Source organism: Agarivorans sp. OAG1 (assembly GCF_037076485.1).
GTDB classification, from domain to species: Bacteria; Pseudomonadota; Gammaproteobacteria; order Enterobacterales; family Celerinatantimonadaceae; genus Agarivorans; species Agarivorans albus.
In genome coordinates, this window is the sequence record NZ_AP028990.1 from 4226178 (window position 1) to 4243348 (window position 17171).

Sequence of the window (17171 nt, forward strand, 5' to 3'; positions counted from 1 at the left end):
TGAAACATTTAAGAATTGGAGCGCTAAGCATCAGATTTACTCACCAACAGCCAAGCGCTCTACCAAGCCCGAGCGCCGCTGGGTTTTATTCCGACATGCTGCACTTATGCTCTCGGCATCGGCATATAAACTAAAGGTAGTTTTTGCGCGGGTGATTGCGGTATACAACAACTCTCGATTTACCAACGCTTGGGTGGCAGGCGGCAGCAACATACAAACCTGTTTAAATTCGCTACCTTGGCTTTTATGTACCGTCATGGCGTAAACACTTTGGTGAGCAGGTAAGCGACTAGGCAATAACCAGCGCAAACCATTGGCAGACTCAAAAGCCACCATTAGCTGGCCATTTTCATCTTGCGCACAAATGCCAATATCGCCGTTGTACAGCTGCTGCTCGTGATCGTTTTGCTCAATCATCACTGGTCTACCGGCATACCACACGCTATCGGCATGTTTTGGCAAGGTAATAAAACCTTGCTGGTTTAGCCGTTTCTCGATGCGTTGATTAAGCCCAGTCACACCCAAATCACCATTACGAAGTGCAACTAAAAGCTGAAACTGATGAAACTCGGCAAACACCTGCTCCATCGGTAAACCTTGACGCAACGCCTCTAAATAGGGCTGGTAAGCCTTAGCGCTTTGCCCAAGCAAGTGCTGGTAACTGTCTTGATTTAGCGTTTGATAGGGTAAGTCTTCGCGGCGTAATTCCAGCAAAGCCATAGTTTGTTTAACTTGGCCTTGGTTTACCGCAGCTGCCAACAAACCGATGCCTGAATGAGCATCAAAGCGATAGCTTTTACGCAATAAACACAGCTTATCAGCTATGGGCAAAGGCTGCTTAGCTTGCCAAGCACTTAAGTTAAAACCACTACTGGCTTGCAAATTATCCAGCAAGGTTTGGCTGTAACCCTGCTCAATAAAGGCACATAAATCCCCCAATACTGCCCCCGCCTCTACCGAAGCCAGTTGGTCCTTATCTCCCAACAATATAATTCGCGCCTGTTTAGGCATGGCCGCCAATAGCTTCACCATAAGTGGCATATCAATCATCGACGCTTCATCTACAACTAATAAATCTAAAGCTAAAGGATTGTCGGCATGATGACGAAACTCCGCCCGCCCAGGTATAACACCTAACAAGCGGTGAATCGTAGAAGCTTGCTCAGGGATAGTCGCTATGGTTTGCTCGCTCGCATTAAGCTGCTGTTTTGCGCCGATAATAGATTCACTTAAGCGCGCGGCAGCTTTACCCGTTGGTGCAACCAGCTGAATGTGTAACGCCGCTTTTTCTGCACTAAGTTGTAAATCTTGTAATAAGGCGAGCAAGCGCGTCACGGTGGTGGTTTTGCCGGTGCCCGGCCCGCCACTAATCACTAGCCGAGGTTGGTAACAGGCTTGCAAGGCTGCCAGCTTCTGCCAATTTATCTTGCTAGTATTCGTAATTTTAGCGACTAGGCTTTGCAGTTCTGATACTTGTTCAATACCAGCGAGTTTGCTTAAGAACTCGGCATTATTAAGCAAGTTCGCGTCACTTACATCCAAATATTGCTGGGCATATAAAGCCATCTGTTGCGGAGTATAAGCGGCTTTAGCCTGTAATAGCATTTGCCAGTTAGGGCTAAACAATTGCTCCGCTTGCTGTTGTATTTTGGCTAAGGGGTAATCACTGGTAAGTGAGTTTTCACCGAAGTAATCGGCAATTTGCTGCTCATAGTTCCAATATCGATACAAATATAAGCGCCCATACTGCAATACCAATGGCTTAGCATCTCTGGATAATTCGGCTTGCATTACTGCCGTTGAAAACCCAAGTTGCACTTGCCAAAACTCAGGCTCTAGCGCGCCAGCAAGTGGGCAAGCGCCCAATTGTTCACAACGCTTGGCTAGGCTAGGCATATCTATACAAACATGGCCGGCTTGTAATTCATTACTTACCAGCGCGGCTGCAACCATCAAAACATCTGCCTGTTCGCTGCTTGCAAACGACTTAGCAAAGTGAAAATCTAAGGCGCTGATTTGTCCCTGTTGTTTTAACTGTTGGAGCCAATCAGTAGCGCTTAGAAGGCTGACATCATTAACCAGTAAACTAGTCATCATTCGCCTCCTCAAGATTTAGCTGCACTAATGTTTGATTAAGATCTTGCCCGGCAAATAGCTGATCAAGGTACTCAATAAATTGCGGATCTGGTCGGCTAAAATACACACCATTACGCTGCTCGTTTTGAGCGGTTTGACTAGCCATATCACCGGCCATTCCACGCAAAAATAAATAATAAACCCCGCCAAAGTGCTGCTCATAGTCGTAGTCAGGTATTCGTTGCCCCAACCAACGGTGTAAAGCCAAACTGTACAGCTGATATTGGAAATCGTAGCGATGCTCAGCCATGGCATCCATCATTGCCTGTTGTTGGTACTCACTTACTTCTGCCCCCAGGTAATTCGACTTGTAGTCCAATACGTAATAACGACCATCATGTTGATACACTAAATCGATAAAGCCCTTTAACATGCCTTGCACACTGGCAAAATCCAAAGGTTTAGCTTGGCGACTTAATGGGTCGAAATATTGAATTAGCTGATTAACTTGATTGGCTTGTAGGTCTGCAATTGGCAAGAAAAACTCCATTTCGACCAAGCGTTGCGCTGGGCTTAGTTGGCTTAAACTATATGCAGCAGCGCTCCCAGCATCATCCAAAGGCGTAGCACACACTTGTTGGAACATATCAGCCAGTGGCGCTAACCATAACAACTCGCCTTGGGCGTCCAACTGATTATAACTAGAGGCTTGCAGTAAAGGGGCAATAGCCAGCTGAATACTCGCTAAATCGGCTTGAAAATCCACTTCTTCAAACAATAAGTGCAAAAAAGTACCAGCCTCGGCACCACGAGGAAAATCAAAAATAGTCAGCGATTGCGGCTGTTCAACTTGGCTTGGCTCAGCACTTAAACCTTCTGCTTCATCTAGCCATGCCATATCACTACTTGCATCAAAGCCTGCGCCATGGCCTTGCTGGCGACTAAGCGCAGAATAACTGGTTAGCCACCAGTTTCGATTAAGCTGGGTAGTAAATTGCTTAGCAGCAAAACTTTGCTGCTCTTGGTTTAGCGGGCTATATGGCGCAAGTGTTTGCTCACTCACTGTTTGCCAACTCATACAGGGAAGCTGAGCTAAATTGTCCAAAATAGCGCTAAGCGCGCCAGCAGGTTGTGGCTGATTTTGTTGCAACAAGTAGCCTAGTGCACTTTGATGCACGTCGGTATCACCTTTTTTGGCGTTACCTTTTTTCAGATCTGCCACACCTAAATAACAGCAATACACCGCCCGAGTCACCGCCACATAAAGCAAGCGCAAGTCTTCGGCCAAACGCTCTTGGCTGGCAGCCTCCATAGCTTGCTCACTGCCATTTAAATCGAGAATAAAGCGCTCGCCTTCGTGATAAAGCGCTTCGCTCGCTTCGCGATAACCCAAAATAAACGGCAACATCACAATCGGATATTCCAAGCCCTTACTTTTGTGAATAGTGACAATTTGCACCAAGTTCGCATCACTTTCTAAGCGCAGTTGTTGGTCGTCGGCATTGCCATCGGGCTCGAGTAGTTGTTCGGCAAACCAGCGCATTAACGCAGCTTCACCATCTAACTCGGCGCTCTGGTTTTGCAGTAGCTCAGCTAAATGCATCAAGTTGGTAAGTAAGCGCTCACCATAGTTGTCGTTTTGGCTGATCCAGCGCTCGCTAATGCCACGTTGGCTCATCCAAGAATAAAACATTGCCAGTACGCCTTGCTTATACCAAAGCTGTTGGTACTCGCTGTACTCTTGGGAATAACGTTGCCAGCTGCGCTCGTCGGTATTTAGCTGGTCCAACTCGCTTAAGCCTAAACCTAGAATCTTACAGGCTAAAGCTGCGCGCAGTTTTCGATCGTTATGCGGTTCTTGGCAGGCTAATAACTGCAAATAAAATTGATAGGCTTCGGGGCTTTCAAACACACTATCGCGGTTAGACAAGCTGACACTGGCAATGTTTTGTTTAGCCAATGCTGCGGCCACTTTTTCGCCTTCACGGCGAGTGCGCACTAACACCGCGATATCGCCCGCTTGCACCGTTTTACCGCTATCACCCAGAGTTGCACGTCCTTGTTGACCGGCTTCTAACAAAGCCTGTATTTGCTGGGCACACTGTTGAGCCTGACCAACAAGATAATCTTCGCCGCGCACAAATTCTGCGTTTTGCTGATACAAAAACTGCATGGCTGCCTGTGGCTCGCCGTTTATAACTAAACCACTCAGCTCTGCTTTAGCCGCATTCACTGGGATGAATTCAATGGCATCGTCAAAAATAAATGGCCGCGAATGGCACTCAAACAACTTATTGCATGCGGTCACCATCGCGCCAGTAGAACGCCAATTGGTTGGCAGATTGTAACGTGCGGTAACCTTGTTGCGCGCTTGCATATAAGTGAAAATGTCGGCGCCGCGAAAACCATAAATCGCCTGTTTAGGGTCACCAATTAGCATTAATGCGGTATCTGGCCTATCAATATACAGCTGAGAAAAAATCTGATATTGCTGAGGGTCGGTATCTTGGAACTCATCAATCATCGCAACCGGGTAAAGCTCGGCGATTTGCTTGGCTAGAGCCTCTCCCTGAGGGGTATTTAGCGCCTTGGCCAAACCCGCCAATAAATCATCAAAACTTAACAACTGCTGTTGTTGCTTGAGTTCACTAAAACGCTGACGGATTTGCGGCAACAACTGGGCTAACAGCAAATTTTTGATGTTTTGTTCTTCTGCAAACAAGGTTTCTATCGCGTTAAACGCCGGGTGCTGTGGCGGCGTACCTTTAGCTTTTACGCCATTGGCTAGATTCTCTGGCGTGAACTTAGCCAAAGCCTCGCGCAATGGTTTGCTTAAAAAGTCACTGTCGGTCGCGGCGTCTGCAAACTGGTTAATTAAACCCAACCATTTTTCGACCGAAGCTTTACGAAACTTATTGCCATTTAATGGCGCAGTTGCAATAAGTTCGGCAATCTCTGCCGCTGCCGCTTTCCAAAGCTGTTTAAAGATATCAATGCGACTAATTTGTTGCGCAAAAAAGCGTTCTAAATCTTGCTCTTGCGGCACTCCTTGTAGCTCAAAATGGCTTTGATTTAACAAGCCGCCCAGTTCTTGATGTAAGTCGTAAGGGCTAGCCCAGCATTGTACTATTCGCCCCACTAAGGGCACCGATAAGGGATAAAAGCGCTGACGCCAACAGTCTTGCACCGCTTGCAAACGAAGATGAATTTCGTTGGTAAGAAACTCCATCTCAAAAGGCAAGCCCGATTCGAAAGCATGTTGCTTCAACATGCGTTGGCAAAAACCATGAATGGTAAACACCGCGGCCTGGTCCATGTTCTGCTCTGCCAACAACAAACGCTGCGCCGCCTGCGGGTGGTCGTTAACCTCATCGAGCAGCTGACCAATAATGAAGTCATCGCTTTGGCCTCGTAAAAAAGCAATCCGCGCTTGATGAATTTTCTCGCGAATTCGTCCTCGTAGCTCCTGCGTAGCCGCTTCGGTAAAAGTAACCACCAATATCTGTTCAATAGTGAGCGGTATGCGCTCTCCAGCTTGGCTAAAAGCTTGCTCTGGTTGACGATAATGCCCTAGCAATAAACGCAGTACCAAAGCACCAATGGTGTAGGTTTTACCGGTACCGGCACTGGCTTCAATGAGCCTAGAGCCATTTAAGGGAAAGGTGAAAACATCTAAGTTATTATTGGTCGTGCTGCTCTGCTGAGCAGCTTGGTTTAGATTAGACACCAGCAAACTCCTCTAGATGAGCTAACAAAGGGCCAAGCAAGGCTTGAGCGCTGGCTTCGAACTGCGGCCAGATAGCTTCTAAATCATTTAGCTGAGCTTGAATATAAGGATCTGCGCCTTCTGCCTGAGCAAACGGCCCTCCGTTAAACTGATTGCGTGCCGCGCGCCTTGCTTTGTCTAGATTGGCCTCGCTGTACTCAATACTGCCGGTTTTCTTGTCTTTACATTGGCTTATCCACTGCCAAGCGCTTTCGATAGGTAGCAATATCGGCTGGTGTAAACCTTGTTGTAAGTGGCTTAGCCAAAGCGCTAAATACTCTTTTGCTTGTTCTGCACTTATTGGCGAAAGCTGCCAAGCCCCTTTACGACCAAGCACATAAGAGCTGAGCGCTTGCTCTGGTAAACTAGCGTGAAACACTAAGTGCCACAGCCAAGCAGCAAGCAAATCTTTACCCCGAATACTGCCCGGTCGATAACTCACTAAACCTTGCCCATATTGGTGCTTTAACCAAGCCGATAAACGACACTGCTGCAAACCATCCTCAAGCGAATACTCTAGATCTAGGGCTAGTTGCTGGCGCTTAACTAATCCTCCCGCGAGTAAGGGAAATAGGGCATCGGCCAAAGGTTCAAGATCTTGCCATTGCTGCTCAAACGATACCTCTCCAAAACCACCATGCGGCAAGCTACCGGCAGCATGTAACAGCGCAAATTGCTGCTTTTTATCTGCGTTGTTTAGTTGCTGTTCGAGTAAATATTGCTTCATAGAGAAACCCGCTAACCCTTCTACTAAAAAGGGTTCGGTTTCTTCTAATTGCTCACTTAAGCGCGGAAAACTCACTTTTAAGCGCCGCTGATAAAAATAAGCGATGGGCGAGCGACTAAAGGCAAGCAACTCGTCCATTTCAATATCCGCTATGTAACCTTCATTGATCAGCGCTTCTTCTATAGGCTCGGGCGCTTTGCTTTGTTGCTGGGCTGCTACAGCCGGCACCCAACGCTGCGCATAACTAAACTTATCGCTTTGGCTTTGATAATACTCGCTCGAGAAGGGTTGCAAGGGATGCTCACAACTAAGATGCGTTAACAAACGCTTGGCTGATTGATCCACATTTAGTTGTTCATCACCTTGTAGCACGCAGCTTTGGCCAATGTAATCACATAGCTCTGCTACCAACACCGACGGCGTTTGTTCACTGTTATCTTTGGCACTATGGGCAATATAAGAGACATATAAAGTATCTTGAGCGGCCAGCAATGCTTCTAAGAACAAATAACGGTCGTCATCTCGGCGGCTACGGTCGCCACGTTTAGCAGGATTTTGCGCCATTAAATCAAAGCCCATGCTAGGCACCGAGCGCGGATACTCACTGTCATTCATGCCCAATAAACACACCACTTTAAATGGTATGGCGCGCATTGGCAGTAAGGTACAAAAGTTAATTTGCCCCGCCAAAAAGCGCTGACTACCACGCTGGGCATTTAGCTGATTGCGACAATAATCCAAAATAAGTTCAGGGCTGATAAGCTCCATAAAACCGCTACTGCTACATTGCTCTACGAGGGTTTCAAATAGCTTATGCAGGCGCAATTGCTCGGTTTCGTCATCACTATCAAAGCTGTAAATATTGCTGAGCAGATCTTGCAAACGCAGTCGCCATTGCTCGGCGTTAACCGCACTCAACAACTGTTGTTCTAGCAACATTAGTTGGTCTATAAAGTCTGCTAACTTGCCCACTGCTAAGGCAATTTTCCCTTGCACCTCATCATAGGCTAGCACCCCTTGATGTAAACCCGCATCACTGGGCATCGCATAACCCAGCAACATCCTCTTAAGGCCAAATAGCCAAGAGTGAGTTTCATCTTCTGGGGCCTGCCAGCGGCTGCGGTCGCTGCCATCTAGCCCCCAACGCACCCCTGCTTCTCTCACCCATTGGCGCAGCGACTTAAGTTCGTCTTCTGCCAATTCAAAACGACGCATAATCGCTGGTACTTCCAATAACGCTAAGAGCTCTGCTGCAGACTTACGTTTTTGTGGTAGCGCCAATAGCTCCAAAAAGCTTAACAACACTGGATTTTCTTGAGTGGCACTGCGATCTGAAATAGCAAAAGGCAAGCGCGTTTCAGCACTGGTGCTGCCAAACACTGCCTGAATCATTGGCCCATAACGATTTACATCGGGCACCATTACAATAATATCGCGGGGGTTTAGTTCTGGGTCTTGCTCAAACATCGCCAAGAGTTGATCGTGCAATACTTCTAGCTCTCGGCGAGGGCTATGGCAAAGATGCAGCTGAATACTGGTATCATTTAAAGCTACTGGACGTTTCTTTTCACTACTATCAAAATATGTATAGTTAATGGGGTCACGTAAATACAAGATGTCGTCTTGTATTAATTTCAATATCGGAGGAATCGGGTGTGCATTATTCTCTGGAAAATTGTCGTCAAATGAAGTGAAATCATTTTTTTCAAGCATATGCAGCATATCAATATAGTCACGGCCTAATTTCCCCATAGAAGATAACAAAGGGTTACCGACACTAAGTAACTCGGACTGCTCTTTAAGTACTGTACGAACATCTTTTATATCCCCCCAATACTCTTTTGAAGGGTTAGTTAAAAACAAGTGGATGTCAGTATGTAAGGCTAAGGCATCTAAAGCTTCAACATAAGCAGGCGGTAAAGCCGAAATACCAAAAATAAACACCTGCTCGGGCAAACCTTCAGGCACGGCACTGGCCACTCGCAACTGTTCAACAAAGTCGATATATAAGTTGCCCCGGTGATAAGGGGAGTCCATAGCGCTAACCGTGTCGTCGACCAAGTCACGCCACAAAATAGGCTGCCAAGGCTGGCTTTCGCTCACCTCGTTTAAGTCATCACCGGCTTCCCATGCACTGGTCCATTCGCTGCGATACACCAAGTATTGGTCGTAAATGTCAGCAATTTTTTGTGCCAGTTGCCAAAGCTTACGACTGTCAATGTCCTCACTATCTTGCTCACCCAACAGATAGTGTTTTAAGGCGCTAAATGCAGGTTCTTGCAAACGTTGCGGCAACAAGCGCATTAATCGCCAACTCATGGCTTCTTTATTAAAGGGACTTTGCTCGGGAACATCTTGCAGAACTAAATGAAACATTTGCCAAATAAAGCTAGCAGGCAGCGGAAACGCCACATTTGCCACAATGCCTTGTTGTTCGGCTAGCTGCAGTTTTAACCACTGCGCCATGCCAGGGCTTTGTACCAAAATCTGTTGCTGAGTAAACGGACTATCAGGAGTCTGTAAACTCATTACTGAGCTCAACATTTCCCTTAATGAACTGAGGTGATTACTTTGATAAAGATATAACAAGAAGGCTGTTCCCTTGAACGAAGCAGCCTTTATTGTGCCAGAAAAAAATGCTTAAAAAAGTGTTGCTTAAACGATTTTCACTGGATGGCAGCAGTTAGCTGAACAGCTAGCTACTTAGAGAAGATAATGCGACGCAACGCAGAATAGTCGAAACTGGTGTAACCGCCGTAACCGTTGCGTGCAACAAACATATTGTCGGCTTCGTCACCGCTAGGAAGTTTAAATTTAGCACCGCTATGAGTAACAGCTACGTACTCATTTGAAACATAATAATATTTGTTATCGGCTTGAATAAACGCCAACTCACTCAGTGGCATAAACAGCGGTTTTCCTTTGCTATCTAAGGCAACAATGCGTTGTTGTAGACTGCCATCGGAGTTTTGGATCTGTAAATCTTGCATTTGCATCCATTGCGATTCGCTACCCGACTGTAGCCAAATTCTAACATCCTGCGCATTTGCAGTACCAAACAATAGAGAAATGCCAATCACCATCCATTTCATCATAGTATTTCCTTCCTTCTTTTGAAGCGCGATAAGCTCTTTGCATACGGCTTATTCACGTGCACTTTAAGTAGCAGCTTCACCCTTGTAAACGCCTGTTTGACATTTTTTCGGTGAAAGTCATGTTTCTGACCTCACTGCCTTTATTTTTATGTTTTTTTTATTGCTCTAATCAAGCGCTAAGCGGCGCCCTTCCTAGTGAGCGCTATCTATAACTCTGTGTTTATATCCTATATTGTACTTGAAAAACATAAGCTTATGAAAACGTTATCTTCAAGTTATTCTAATAAAGTGTCAATAATTTGAACACTAACAGCTATACAATTATTGAGCCATTTTGTTGTAGCTAATTGTTTACGCTAAGGCAAAATGCCAGCGAAGCCCCGCGAGCACTGAGATAATTCGTAATCTGGTGAGTGATTTATTAATCAATAGAGAAGGGGAAACTCGACAAAATATAAACACTAGGCAGACAAACGCTTAAGTAAGCGATCCATTGCTCGATAGCTTAGTGCTTCCACAATGTCATTGCGTTGAATATCTTTTTGTTGCTTAAGATCGGCAATGGTTCTGGCTAAGCGCCAAACGCGATGAAATGCGCGAGCAGATAAACCTAATTGGCTAATACTGCTTTCTAAAAATTCACTATTTTCAAGGCTTAAACTGGCATGCTGGTGAAGCTCTTTACCAGAGAGTTGGCTATTTAACTTACCACTACGCTCCAACTGCAGCTTGCGCGCGTTAATCACCCGCTGTTTTATCTGGGCACTAGACTCCCCCTGAGCATGCTGAGTTAAGCTGCCTTTGGGTAACTCAGATACCTCAACACTTAAATCAAAGCGGTCTAAAAATGGCCCCGATAGCTTGCCAAGATATTTTAAAATTTGGTCGGGATTACTGCGTAACTGCTGACCTTGATAGTAGCCACAAGGTGAAGGGTTCATCGCCGCCACCAACTGGAAACGTGAAGGAAAGCGCACCTGCAAAGCAGCACGAGAAATATGCACCTCGCCAGACTCTAGCGGCTGGCGCAAAGCGTCTAAAGTACTGCGAGCAAACTCAGGAAGCTCATCTAAAAAAAGCACACCATGATGGGCTAAGGTTATTTCGCCGGGCTTAGGGTTTGAACCACCGCCCACCAGCGCTACCATTGAGGCGCTATGATGCGGGCTACGAAAAGGCGGAATGTACCATTGCTCTAGCTCTCGTTGCTGAGCGCTTACCGAATTTATTGCCGCCACCTCTATGGCTTGTTGCTCGGTTAAGCTAGGTAATATGCCCGGTAAGCGACTCGCCAACATAGTTTTACCGGTACCGGGAGGACCCATCATTATCAGATTATGTGCACCTGCAGCTGCCAGCTCTAGCGCGCGTTTAGCCAAATGCTGGCCTTGCACTTCGCTCATATCTAAGAGGCTTTCGTTAAACTGCGGCTCAATAACTTGAGAGTCCTTCAAGTTAAAAGCGCTTTGGCCATTGATACCTGCACTTAACTGCTGCAAGCTGGCGCTGCCATGTACTTTAGCATCTGGTACTCTTACCGCTGCGTCGGCATCTTGCTCACTAGTCACCAAGGTTAAACCCTGATGGCTTATCGATAAGGCGGTGGCAATTGCTCCGCTTACTGGACGAATTGCTCCTGATAAAGCCAGCTCACCGCAAAACGCCATGTCATTCAAACACGCTAGAGGAACATCACCAGCAGCAGCTAAAATACCAATAGCAATTGGCAGATCAAAGCGACCTCCACTTTTAGGAACATCTGCAGGCGCTAGATTTACGGTAATGCGTTTTGCTGGAAAGGAAAAGCCACTATTGAGAATGGCGCTACGAACTCTATCTTTAGCTTCTTTAACCGAGGTTTCTGGTAAACCTACAATGCTAAAAGCGGGCAAACCATTGGCTAAATGCACTTCTACAGTAACATTTAAGGCTTCCATGCCCACTAAGGTACACGTTTTAACTATCGCTAAACCCATTTGCTCTCCAGCGCTTAATAACAACTTACATACTAGTAGGCTTTTGCCAAAGTTGTTATTAAGTGACTGAAAATAGGTTTATTACTGTACGCTAAAGCACTGCTGTTGTTGCTGATGAAGCGCCGCTAATACCGCTTTGCGCTCGATTAAGCCAATCAGTTTGCCGTTTTCTAATACTGGGTAACTTTTTGGTTTGTTATCGGTCATGGTTTTTGCCAAGTCGAGTACATTCTCATTTGGGCCAACACTAAGTACTTCACTGCGCATAATGTCTTTAACCAAAGCACTTTGGTCGCAATAGTATCCGGCTTGCAGCATTTGAGTTACGCAGTCTAGCTCCGATAACCAACCAATTAATGCGCCTTTAGCGTCAACCACTGGGGCACCAAGCTGGTGTGAATTAGTCAGCAATTCGCTGGCCTCGTTAATGCTTTGCTCTTCGGTAAAACTCAAGAATTGAGCACGCATGTAGTGTCTAACATTAAGCTGTTGCATAAGACCTCCTTCAAGGGCCTTTAAGGTTACAGCTCAAATGTAATACAAGCCAAGACAGATAAGAAATGGCTTATAACTATTAGATTGATAGGTAGGGATTTTGGCGCAAAAAAAGCAGCGAATAACGCTGCTTTCAAACCCACTATATTTGCGCTTAACTGGCTTCGAGCTGGGCCAATACTTCATCGATGGTAGTAACAATAAAGTCTGCTTCTTGTTTGCTCAAAGTTAGCACCGGACACAAGCACAAGGTATTGTTTAAGCTAGCAAATGAGCGGTTAGTTCTACCAATAATTAGGCCCTTAGCCATACACATTCCCGCTACCTTAACCGCGACACTTTCATCCACTGGCGTTTTGGCGTCTTGGTCACTAACCAGCTCTATACCTAACAACAAACCTTTGCCTCGTACATCACCAATGATAGGGTGCTTGGCTTGCAAACCTATTAGCCCTTCTAGCAAATAATCGCCCATCATCTTGCTGTTATGCACCAGTTCTTCTTGCTCAAGAATGCGTAAGTTCTCTAATGCCGCAGCTGGCCCAGCAGTACAGCCGGCAAAGGTGCTAATGTCTCTAAAATAGGCTTCACGGTCACTGCTATCAGCCATAAATTCATTAAATACTTCTTCGGTTGTTACTGTGCAAGAAATGGCGGCGTAACTAGAGGCAACACCTTTGGCTAGCGTGACAATGTCGGGCTTAATGCCATAGTGTTGGTAACCAAACCATTCGCCGGTTCTGCCTAGGCCACAAACCACTTCGTCGATGTGCAGCAGTACGTCATATTTCTTACAAATCTCCATGATGGTAGGCCAGTAACCTTCGGGTGGTGTAATCACTCCGCCGCCTGCGGTAATGGGCTCTAAGATCACGGCTCCTACTGTATCTGGCCCTTCTTGCAGAATGACCTTCTCTAACTCTTTAGCCGCTCTCACTCCATAATCACTAACATCGCCAAATTGGCTACGATATTCACAACAATGTGGAAACTCTACAAAGCCAGGCGCAAAGGGGCCATATTGCTTACGGCGCTCCTCTTGGCCCGTTGCACTTAAAGCAGCGATGGTAGAACCATGATAGTCCCGCTCGCGATACAAAATTTTGTGTTTCTTTCCGCCATATTTTAGATGAGCGATTTGGCGAACAATTTTAAAGGCTTTTTCATTTGCTTCAGAACCAGAGCTTGCATAATAAACGCGGCTCATACCGGGCATTTTGGCGAGTAGCTTTTCGGCAAATTCAGCTGCTGGAACGGTACCCGCAGTACTGGCAAAAAAGTTAAGCTCTGTAAGTTGTTTGCTCACGGCTTCTGCAATTGAGCTACGCCCGTAACCAACGTTAACACACCATACTCCGCCCGATGAGGCATCTAAGTAACTGTTACCCTTGGCGTCCCACACTCGTGAGCCTTCGCCTTTTACCATAACCATTGGGTCTTGGCTTTTTAACACACTGTGTTGGTTAAGATGATGCCAAACATGCTTACGATCTTGCTCAATTACCGCCGTATTTTCTATCGACATGCCTCTACTCCCTTAAGCTAATTCAATATTGCAAAGCATGCTTACGACATTAACTCAGGGTAAAACGGGTGCTTAGGACCAGCAATTCAAATCCATGGAGCCAGATAAACCCGAGGACAAAACTCAGTGCCAAGTGGCGCTATATATACTGCTAATTGGCCCTATAGCCTTAATGTAACAGCCTGCCATATTAGCCATTTACTCAGGTTTAAGAGATAACTAAATGCTTGATAACATGGCCGTAATGGTACCCATAGTGATGTTGGCGGCCTTGGTAAGAGGCTTTAGTGGTTTTGGTTTTGCTGCCATTGCGGTGATTGGTATGAACCTGTTTTTTACGCCACAGCAAAGTGTACCGGTTATCTTAAGCTTGGATTTACTGTGTAGCGTAAACCTATGGAAACAAGCCCGCCAACAAGCCAACTACCCAATACTCAAAAAGTTAATTGCGGGCTCCTTAATAGGTATTCCCTTAGGCCTAGGACTACTCCTTTTGCTACCAGCAGAATTGCTTAAGCTAGCGATATGCTTGTTCATATTGCTGTTTTCTTTATTCCTCGCCTGCAATATGCGCCTACCTCACATGGATAAACCTTTAGCCCCAGGGCTATTTGGCTTTCTCTCAGGAGCTGGCACAGCCAGTGCCTCGGTTGGAGGGCCTATGGTAGTCGCTTACATGCTTTCTAGCCCGCTCAACCCGCAGCAACAACGTGCCACCATGATCCTATTTTTTATCGTGAGTGAATTGCTATCGGTGGGCGGATTGCTAGCAACTGGAATTTTTAGCTGGCAGTCTTTGAGCCATATTGCCGTTCTACTTATTCCCACTATGTTAGCGGTGCGCTTAGGCCAATACTTGTTTAATCGTTGGCCGCCACGTTCATTTAAGCACATCGCCTTACCCGTGATGATTACTGCGGCGTTGCTGGGAATCAACGCTTCATTAGGTAGGGTTTATTAATTGAATGAATTGTAAACTCCATTACCTCTTCCGCAGCTATAACCCGAACCATCTTAAAAAGTAAAGCTACCAATTTCCTATCAGAAGCTATATTTCACTCTCCAATGTCCATCCGCGAAAATGCCGGTTAATATAAACATCGCTATTTATTGGAGCTTATATTGTGGGAAATGAAAACGAAGATCCTGATAGTTGGTTTGATCTAAGCCAAGCGAAGAGCTTGGATAGCTTTCACAAAGTGTTTGTTAATGGCTGGGACTACCTATTGGTATCTCCACAATTTCTTATAGATGAAGATAACTGCTTTCAAGGAATAGAGGTATTAAGCACATTAGATAAGAGTAATGCAGAAGATGAGCTCCACTTTCACTTAACTATGTTTGCAGACTTTGAAGAACCTAATTGGACAGAGCAATATTCAGCCAAAAGCTTGATGCTTTCTGATAAGGAGCAATGGCAATTGGCTTACGCTGGTATGTTTTTTTACCCTACTCAAAAAGATTGGTGTGCGATATACATTGACGTTGAGTGTCAAGATGTAGTGGTACTAGGAGCGAAGAAACAGCTAATTAAAAGAATCCAAGAGACATTTCCCCCAAGCAGTATCTTAAAAATCGAGTATATAAAGCAGCTTTTTAACAGACGCTATGAAAAACAAGAATCTTGAAGATTGTCTAATATATACCAACTAAAAAAGCCCGACATTAGCCGGGCAAACAACATGCAAAGGTAGAACTTGTTGCGCTTAGTTGCATCCTTTCCAAGGTACCAATTTGCTTTCTAAGAACCGCATAAACAAATCAAAGCAATAAGCGATTATGCCTATCACCACGATGCCGGCAATAACCACATCGGTAACCAAAAACTCAGACGCATTTAGCACCATAAACCCTATGCCTCGCTCCGCGGCCACCATTTCTGCAGCTACCAGGGTTGTCCAGCCAAAGCCAATAGCAATGCGCATACCGGTTAATACATCGGGCAACGCGCCTTTGGTAATCACTTGAGATACCACCTGCCAGCGACTTGCTCCCATTGAATAAGCTACTTGAATTTGCTCAATCCGCACCGAGCTCACTCCCGCACGGGCACTCAATACAATTGGCGCCAGCATGGCTAGAAAGATTAAGGTCACTTTGCTCTCTTCATCAATACCCAGCCAAATAATCACTAATGGCAGGTAGGCTAGAGGAGGCAGCGGGCGATAAAATTCGATTATAGGGTCAAATATGCCACGCATCACTCTGCTACAGCCAATAGCGATACCAAGCGGGATACCGATGGCACAGGCCAAAGCAAACGCACCAAAAATGCGGCCTAAACTTGCACCAAGGTGTTCAAACAAGGTGGCGCCAGCAAAACCATCAATAAAAATGTCCCAAAGGCGAGCCAGCACATCAAAAGGCGATGGTAAGAACATCGGTTTAATCATGCCAGCTTCGGTTACCAGTGCCCATAAACCCAAGAAAAATACGGTAGAGCACAGTGCAATTAGTTTGCTATCACCAGCACCAGGCGTACCAAAATATTCACCACTTTGAACGGCTTTTTGCGCGGTTAATTGTTTGGTGGTACTAACCACTTTTTTGGCAAAAGGGGTCAGCTCTTTTTTATGTGCTGCTGCGCCACCAGCCTTCTCATCGGGGCTGATGGGCGGAGTTAGAGATGAGGCACTCATGGTATTGGTCGTCATAATTTGTCCTTAGGCTGCCGCCGCTTCGTCGCCATGAATAATTGCTAACACTTGCTCGCGCATAGCAATAAAGGCTTCACTCGATTTCACTTTTCTAGCGTCTCGGCAGTCTAAAAACTGCTGGTTAAAATCAATCTTAAATTCATGCGTGATCCGCCCTGGTCGCGGCGACATCACAATGAGGCGAGTAGCTAACAACAAAGCTTCATCCACACTGTGGGTGATAAAAAACATCATTTTGTTGGTTTCGCGCCATACATCCAGCAAGAGTTCTTGCAGGGATTCACGAGTAAGCGCATCCAAGGCACCTAAGGGTTCATCAAGTAACAGCATTTCAGGGTTGTTAGTAAGCGCTCGGGCAATACCAACCCGCTGCTGCATACCACCAGATAATTGGTAAACCTTGTGTTGGTGAAAATCTTCAAGGCCCACCAGTTTTAAGTAACTGGCCGCGCGCTCTCGGCGCTCTTGTTTGTCTACACCTTGCAGCTTTAAGCCAAACTCGGTGTTTTCGATTACGTTTAACCACGGCAGTAGCGCATGTTTTTGGAACACCACGCCGCGATCGGCACCAGGGCCAACAATTTCATCGCCAATATCTAAACCACAAGCTACTCTGGGATAACCTTCAATAGGGCTAGAGCCTAAAGTGAGATACCCTTTGGTGGGCGCGATAAACCCGGCAATCAAGTTTAATAATGTGGTTTTTCCGCATCCTGAAGCACCTAAGGCAACCACAAAATCGCCCTGTTCAATGTTCAAGTTCACCTCAGATAAGGCGGTGACTGGGTCACCACCTTGAGCTGCAGGATAGACTACCGATACGTCATGAATTTCGAGAGTATTCATTGTTAAGT

The 17171-nt window shown here is 45.9% G+C and carries 11 protein-coding genes; 2 read left to right on the forward strand and 9 right to left on the reverse strand.

Annotated features, from left to right (window positions below; translation table 11 throughout):
- Positions 1 to 36 precede the first annotated feature (36 nt).
- The 7 genes from recD to OAG1_RS19275 all read right to left on the reverse strand — a co-directional run bounded on the left by recD (position 37) and on the right by OAG1_RS19275 (position 13660).
- The gene (recD, locus tag OAG1_RS19245) at positions 37 to 2097 is read right to left on the reverse strand and encodes an exodeoxyribonuclease V subunit alpha (protein WP_338622381.1); all 2061 of its coding nucleotides are present in this window, start codon (positions 2095 to 2097) and stop codon (positions 37 to 39) included.
- Positions 2087 to 5803, reverse strand: a complete 3717-nt coding sequence (gene recB, locus OAG1_RS19250; RefSeq protein WP_338622382.1) for an exodeoxyribonuclease V subunit beta — start codon at positions 5801 to 5803, stop codon at positions 2087 to 2089. Before recB ends, recD begins: the two co-directional genes overlap by 11 nt.
- Entirely contained in the window at positions 5796 to 9158 is a 3363-nt protein-coding gene (gene recC, locus OAG1_RS19255; RefSeq protein WP_338622383.1) for an exodeoxyribonuclease V subunit gamma, read from the reverse strand. The genes recB and recC overlap by 8 nt, the downstream gene beginning before the upstream one ends.
- A 110-nt stretch (positions 9159 to 9268) precedes the next feature.
- Entirely contained in the window at positions 9269 to 9664 is a 396-nt protein-coding gene (locus OAG1_RS19260) for a hypothetical protein (protein ID WP_016402299.1), read from the reverse strand.
- 461 nt (positions 9665 to 10125) lie between these two features.
- A complete protein-coding gene (locus OAG1_RS19265; RefSeq protein WP_338622384.1) occupies positions 10126 to 11640 on the reverse strand; it encodes a YifB family Mg chelatase-like AAA ATPase in 1515 nt (504 codons plus the stop codon).
- 81 nt (positions 11641 to 11721) lie between these two features.
- A complete protein-coding gene (locus tag OAG1_RS19270; protein WP_152783284.1) occupies positions 11722 to 12135 on the reverse strand; it encodes a CBS domain-containing protein in 414 nt (137 codons plus the stop codon).
- A 154-nt stretch (positions 12136 to 12289) separates the two neighbouring features.
- On the reverse strand, positions 12290 to 13660 hold the full coding sequence (locus OAG1_RS19275; protein ID WP_016402302.1) for an aminotransferase class III-fold pyridoxal phosphate-dependent enzyme: 1371 nt from the start codon (positions 13658 to 13660) through the stop codon (positions 12290 to 12292).
- Positions 13661 to 13883: 223 nt separating this feature from the next.
- Here OAG1_RS19275 and OAG1_RS19280 point away from each other — a divergent pair, with 223 nt between their 5' ends.
- Together OAG1_RS19280 and OAG1_RS19285 are read left to right on the forward strand one after the other, a co-directional pair.
- On the forward strand, positions 13884 to 14621 hold the full coding sequence (locus tag OAG1_RS19280) for a sulfite exporter TauE/SafE family protein (RefSeq protein ID WP_338622385.1): 738 nt from the start codon (positions 13884 to 13886) through the stop codon (positions 14619 to 14621).
- A gap of 163 nt (positions 14622 to 14784) precedes the next feature.
- Positions 14785 to 15288: a hypothetical protein gene (locus OAG1_RS19285; RefSeq protein WP_016402305.1), complete on the forward strand. Its 504-nt coding sequence runs from the start codon at positions 14785 to 14787 to the stop codon at positions 15286 to 15288.
- A gap of 78 nt (positions 15289 to 15366) precedes the next feature.
- Here OAG1_RS19285 and OAG1_RS19290 read toward each other — a convergent pair whose 3' ends face one another.
- Together OAG1_RS19290 and OAG1_RS19295 are read right to left on the reverse strand one after the other, a co-directional pair.
- Complete coding sequence (locus tag OAG1_RS19290; RefSeq protein ID WP_338622386.1) at positions 15367 to 16314, reverse strand: ABC transporter permease subunit; 948 nt, start codon at positions 16312 to 16314, stop codon at positions 15367 to 15369.
- A 9-nt stretch (positions 16315 to 16323) separates the two neighbouring features.
- Positions 16324 to 17163 carry a taurine ABC transporter ATP-binding protein gene (locus OAG1_RS19295; protein ID WP_016402307.1) on the reverse strand — a complete coding sequence of 280 codons (840 nt, stop codon included), beginning with the start codon at positions 17161 to 17163 and terminating at the stop codon, positions 16324 to 16326.
- Positions 17164 to 17171 lie beyond the last annotated feature (8 nt).

Coding starts and splice junctions, on each gene's coding strand:
- recD (WP_338622381.1), bottom strand. CDS start 2,097: ATGATGACTAGTTTACTGGTTAATGATGTCAGCCTTCTAAGCGCTACT.
- OAG1_RS19260 (WP_016402299.1), bottom strand. CDS start 9,664: ATGATGAAATGGATGGTGATTGGCATTTCTCTATTGTTTGGTACTGCA.
- OAG1_RS19265 (WP_338622384.1), bottom strand. CDS start 11,640: ATGGGTTTAGCGATAGTTAAAACGTGTACCTTAGTGGGCATGGAAGCC.
- OAG1_RS19270 (WP_152783284.1), bottom strand. CDS start 12,135: ATGCAACAGCTTAATGTTAGACACTACATGCGTGCTCAATTCTTGAGT.
- OAG1_RS19275 (WP_016402302.1), bottom strand. CDS start 13,660: ATGTCGATAGAAAATACGGCGGTAATTGAGCAAGATCGTAAGCATGTT.
- OAG1_RS19280 (WP_338622385.1), top strand. CDS start 13,884: ATGCTTGATAACATGGCCGTAATGGTACCCATAGTGATGTTGGCGGCC.
- OAG1_RS19290 (WP_338622386.1), bottom strand. CDS start 16,314: ATGACGACCAATACCATGAGTGCCTCATCTCTAACTCCGCCCATCAGC.
- OAG1_RS19295 (WP_016402307.1), bottom strand. CDS start 17,163: ATGAATACTCTCGAAATTCATGACGTATCGGTAGTCTATCCTGCAGCT.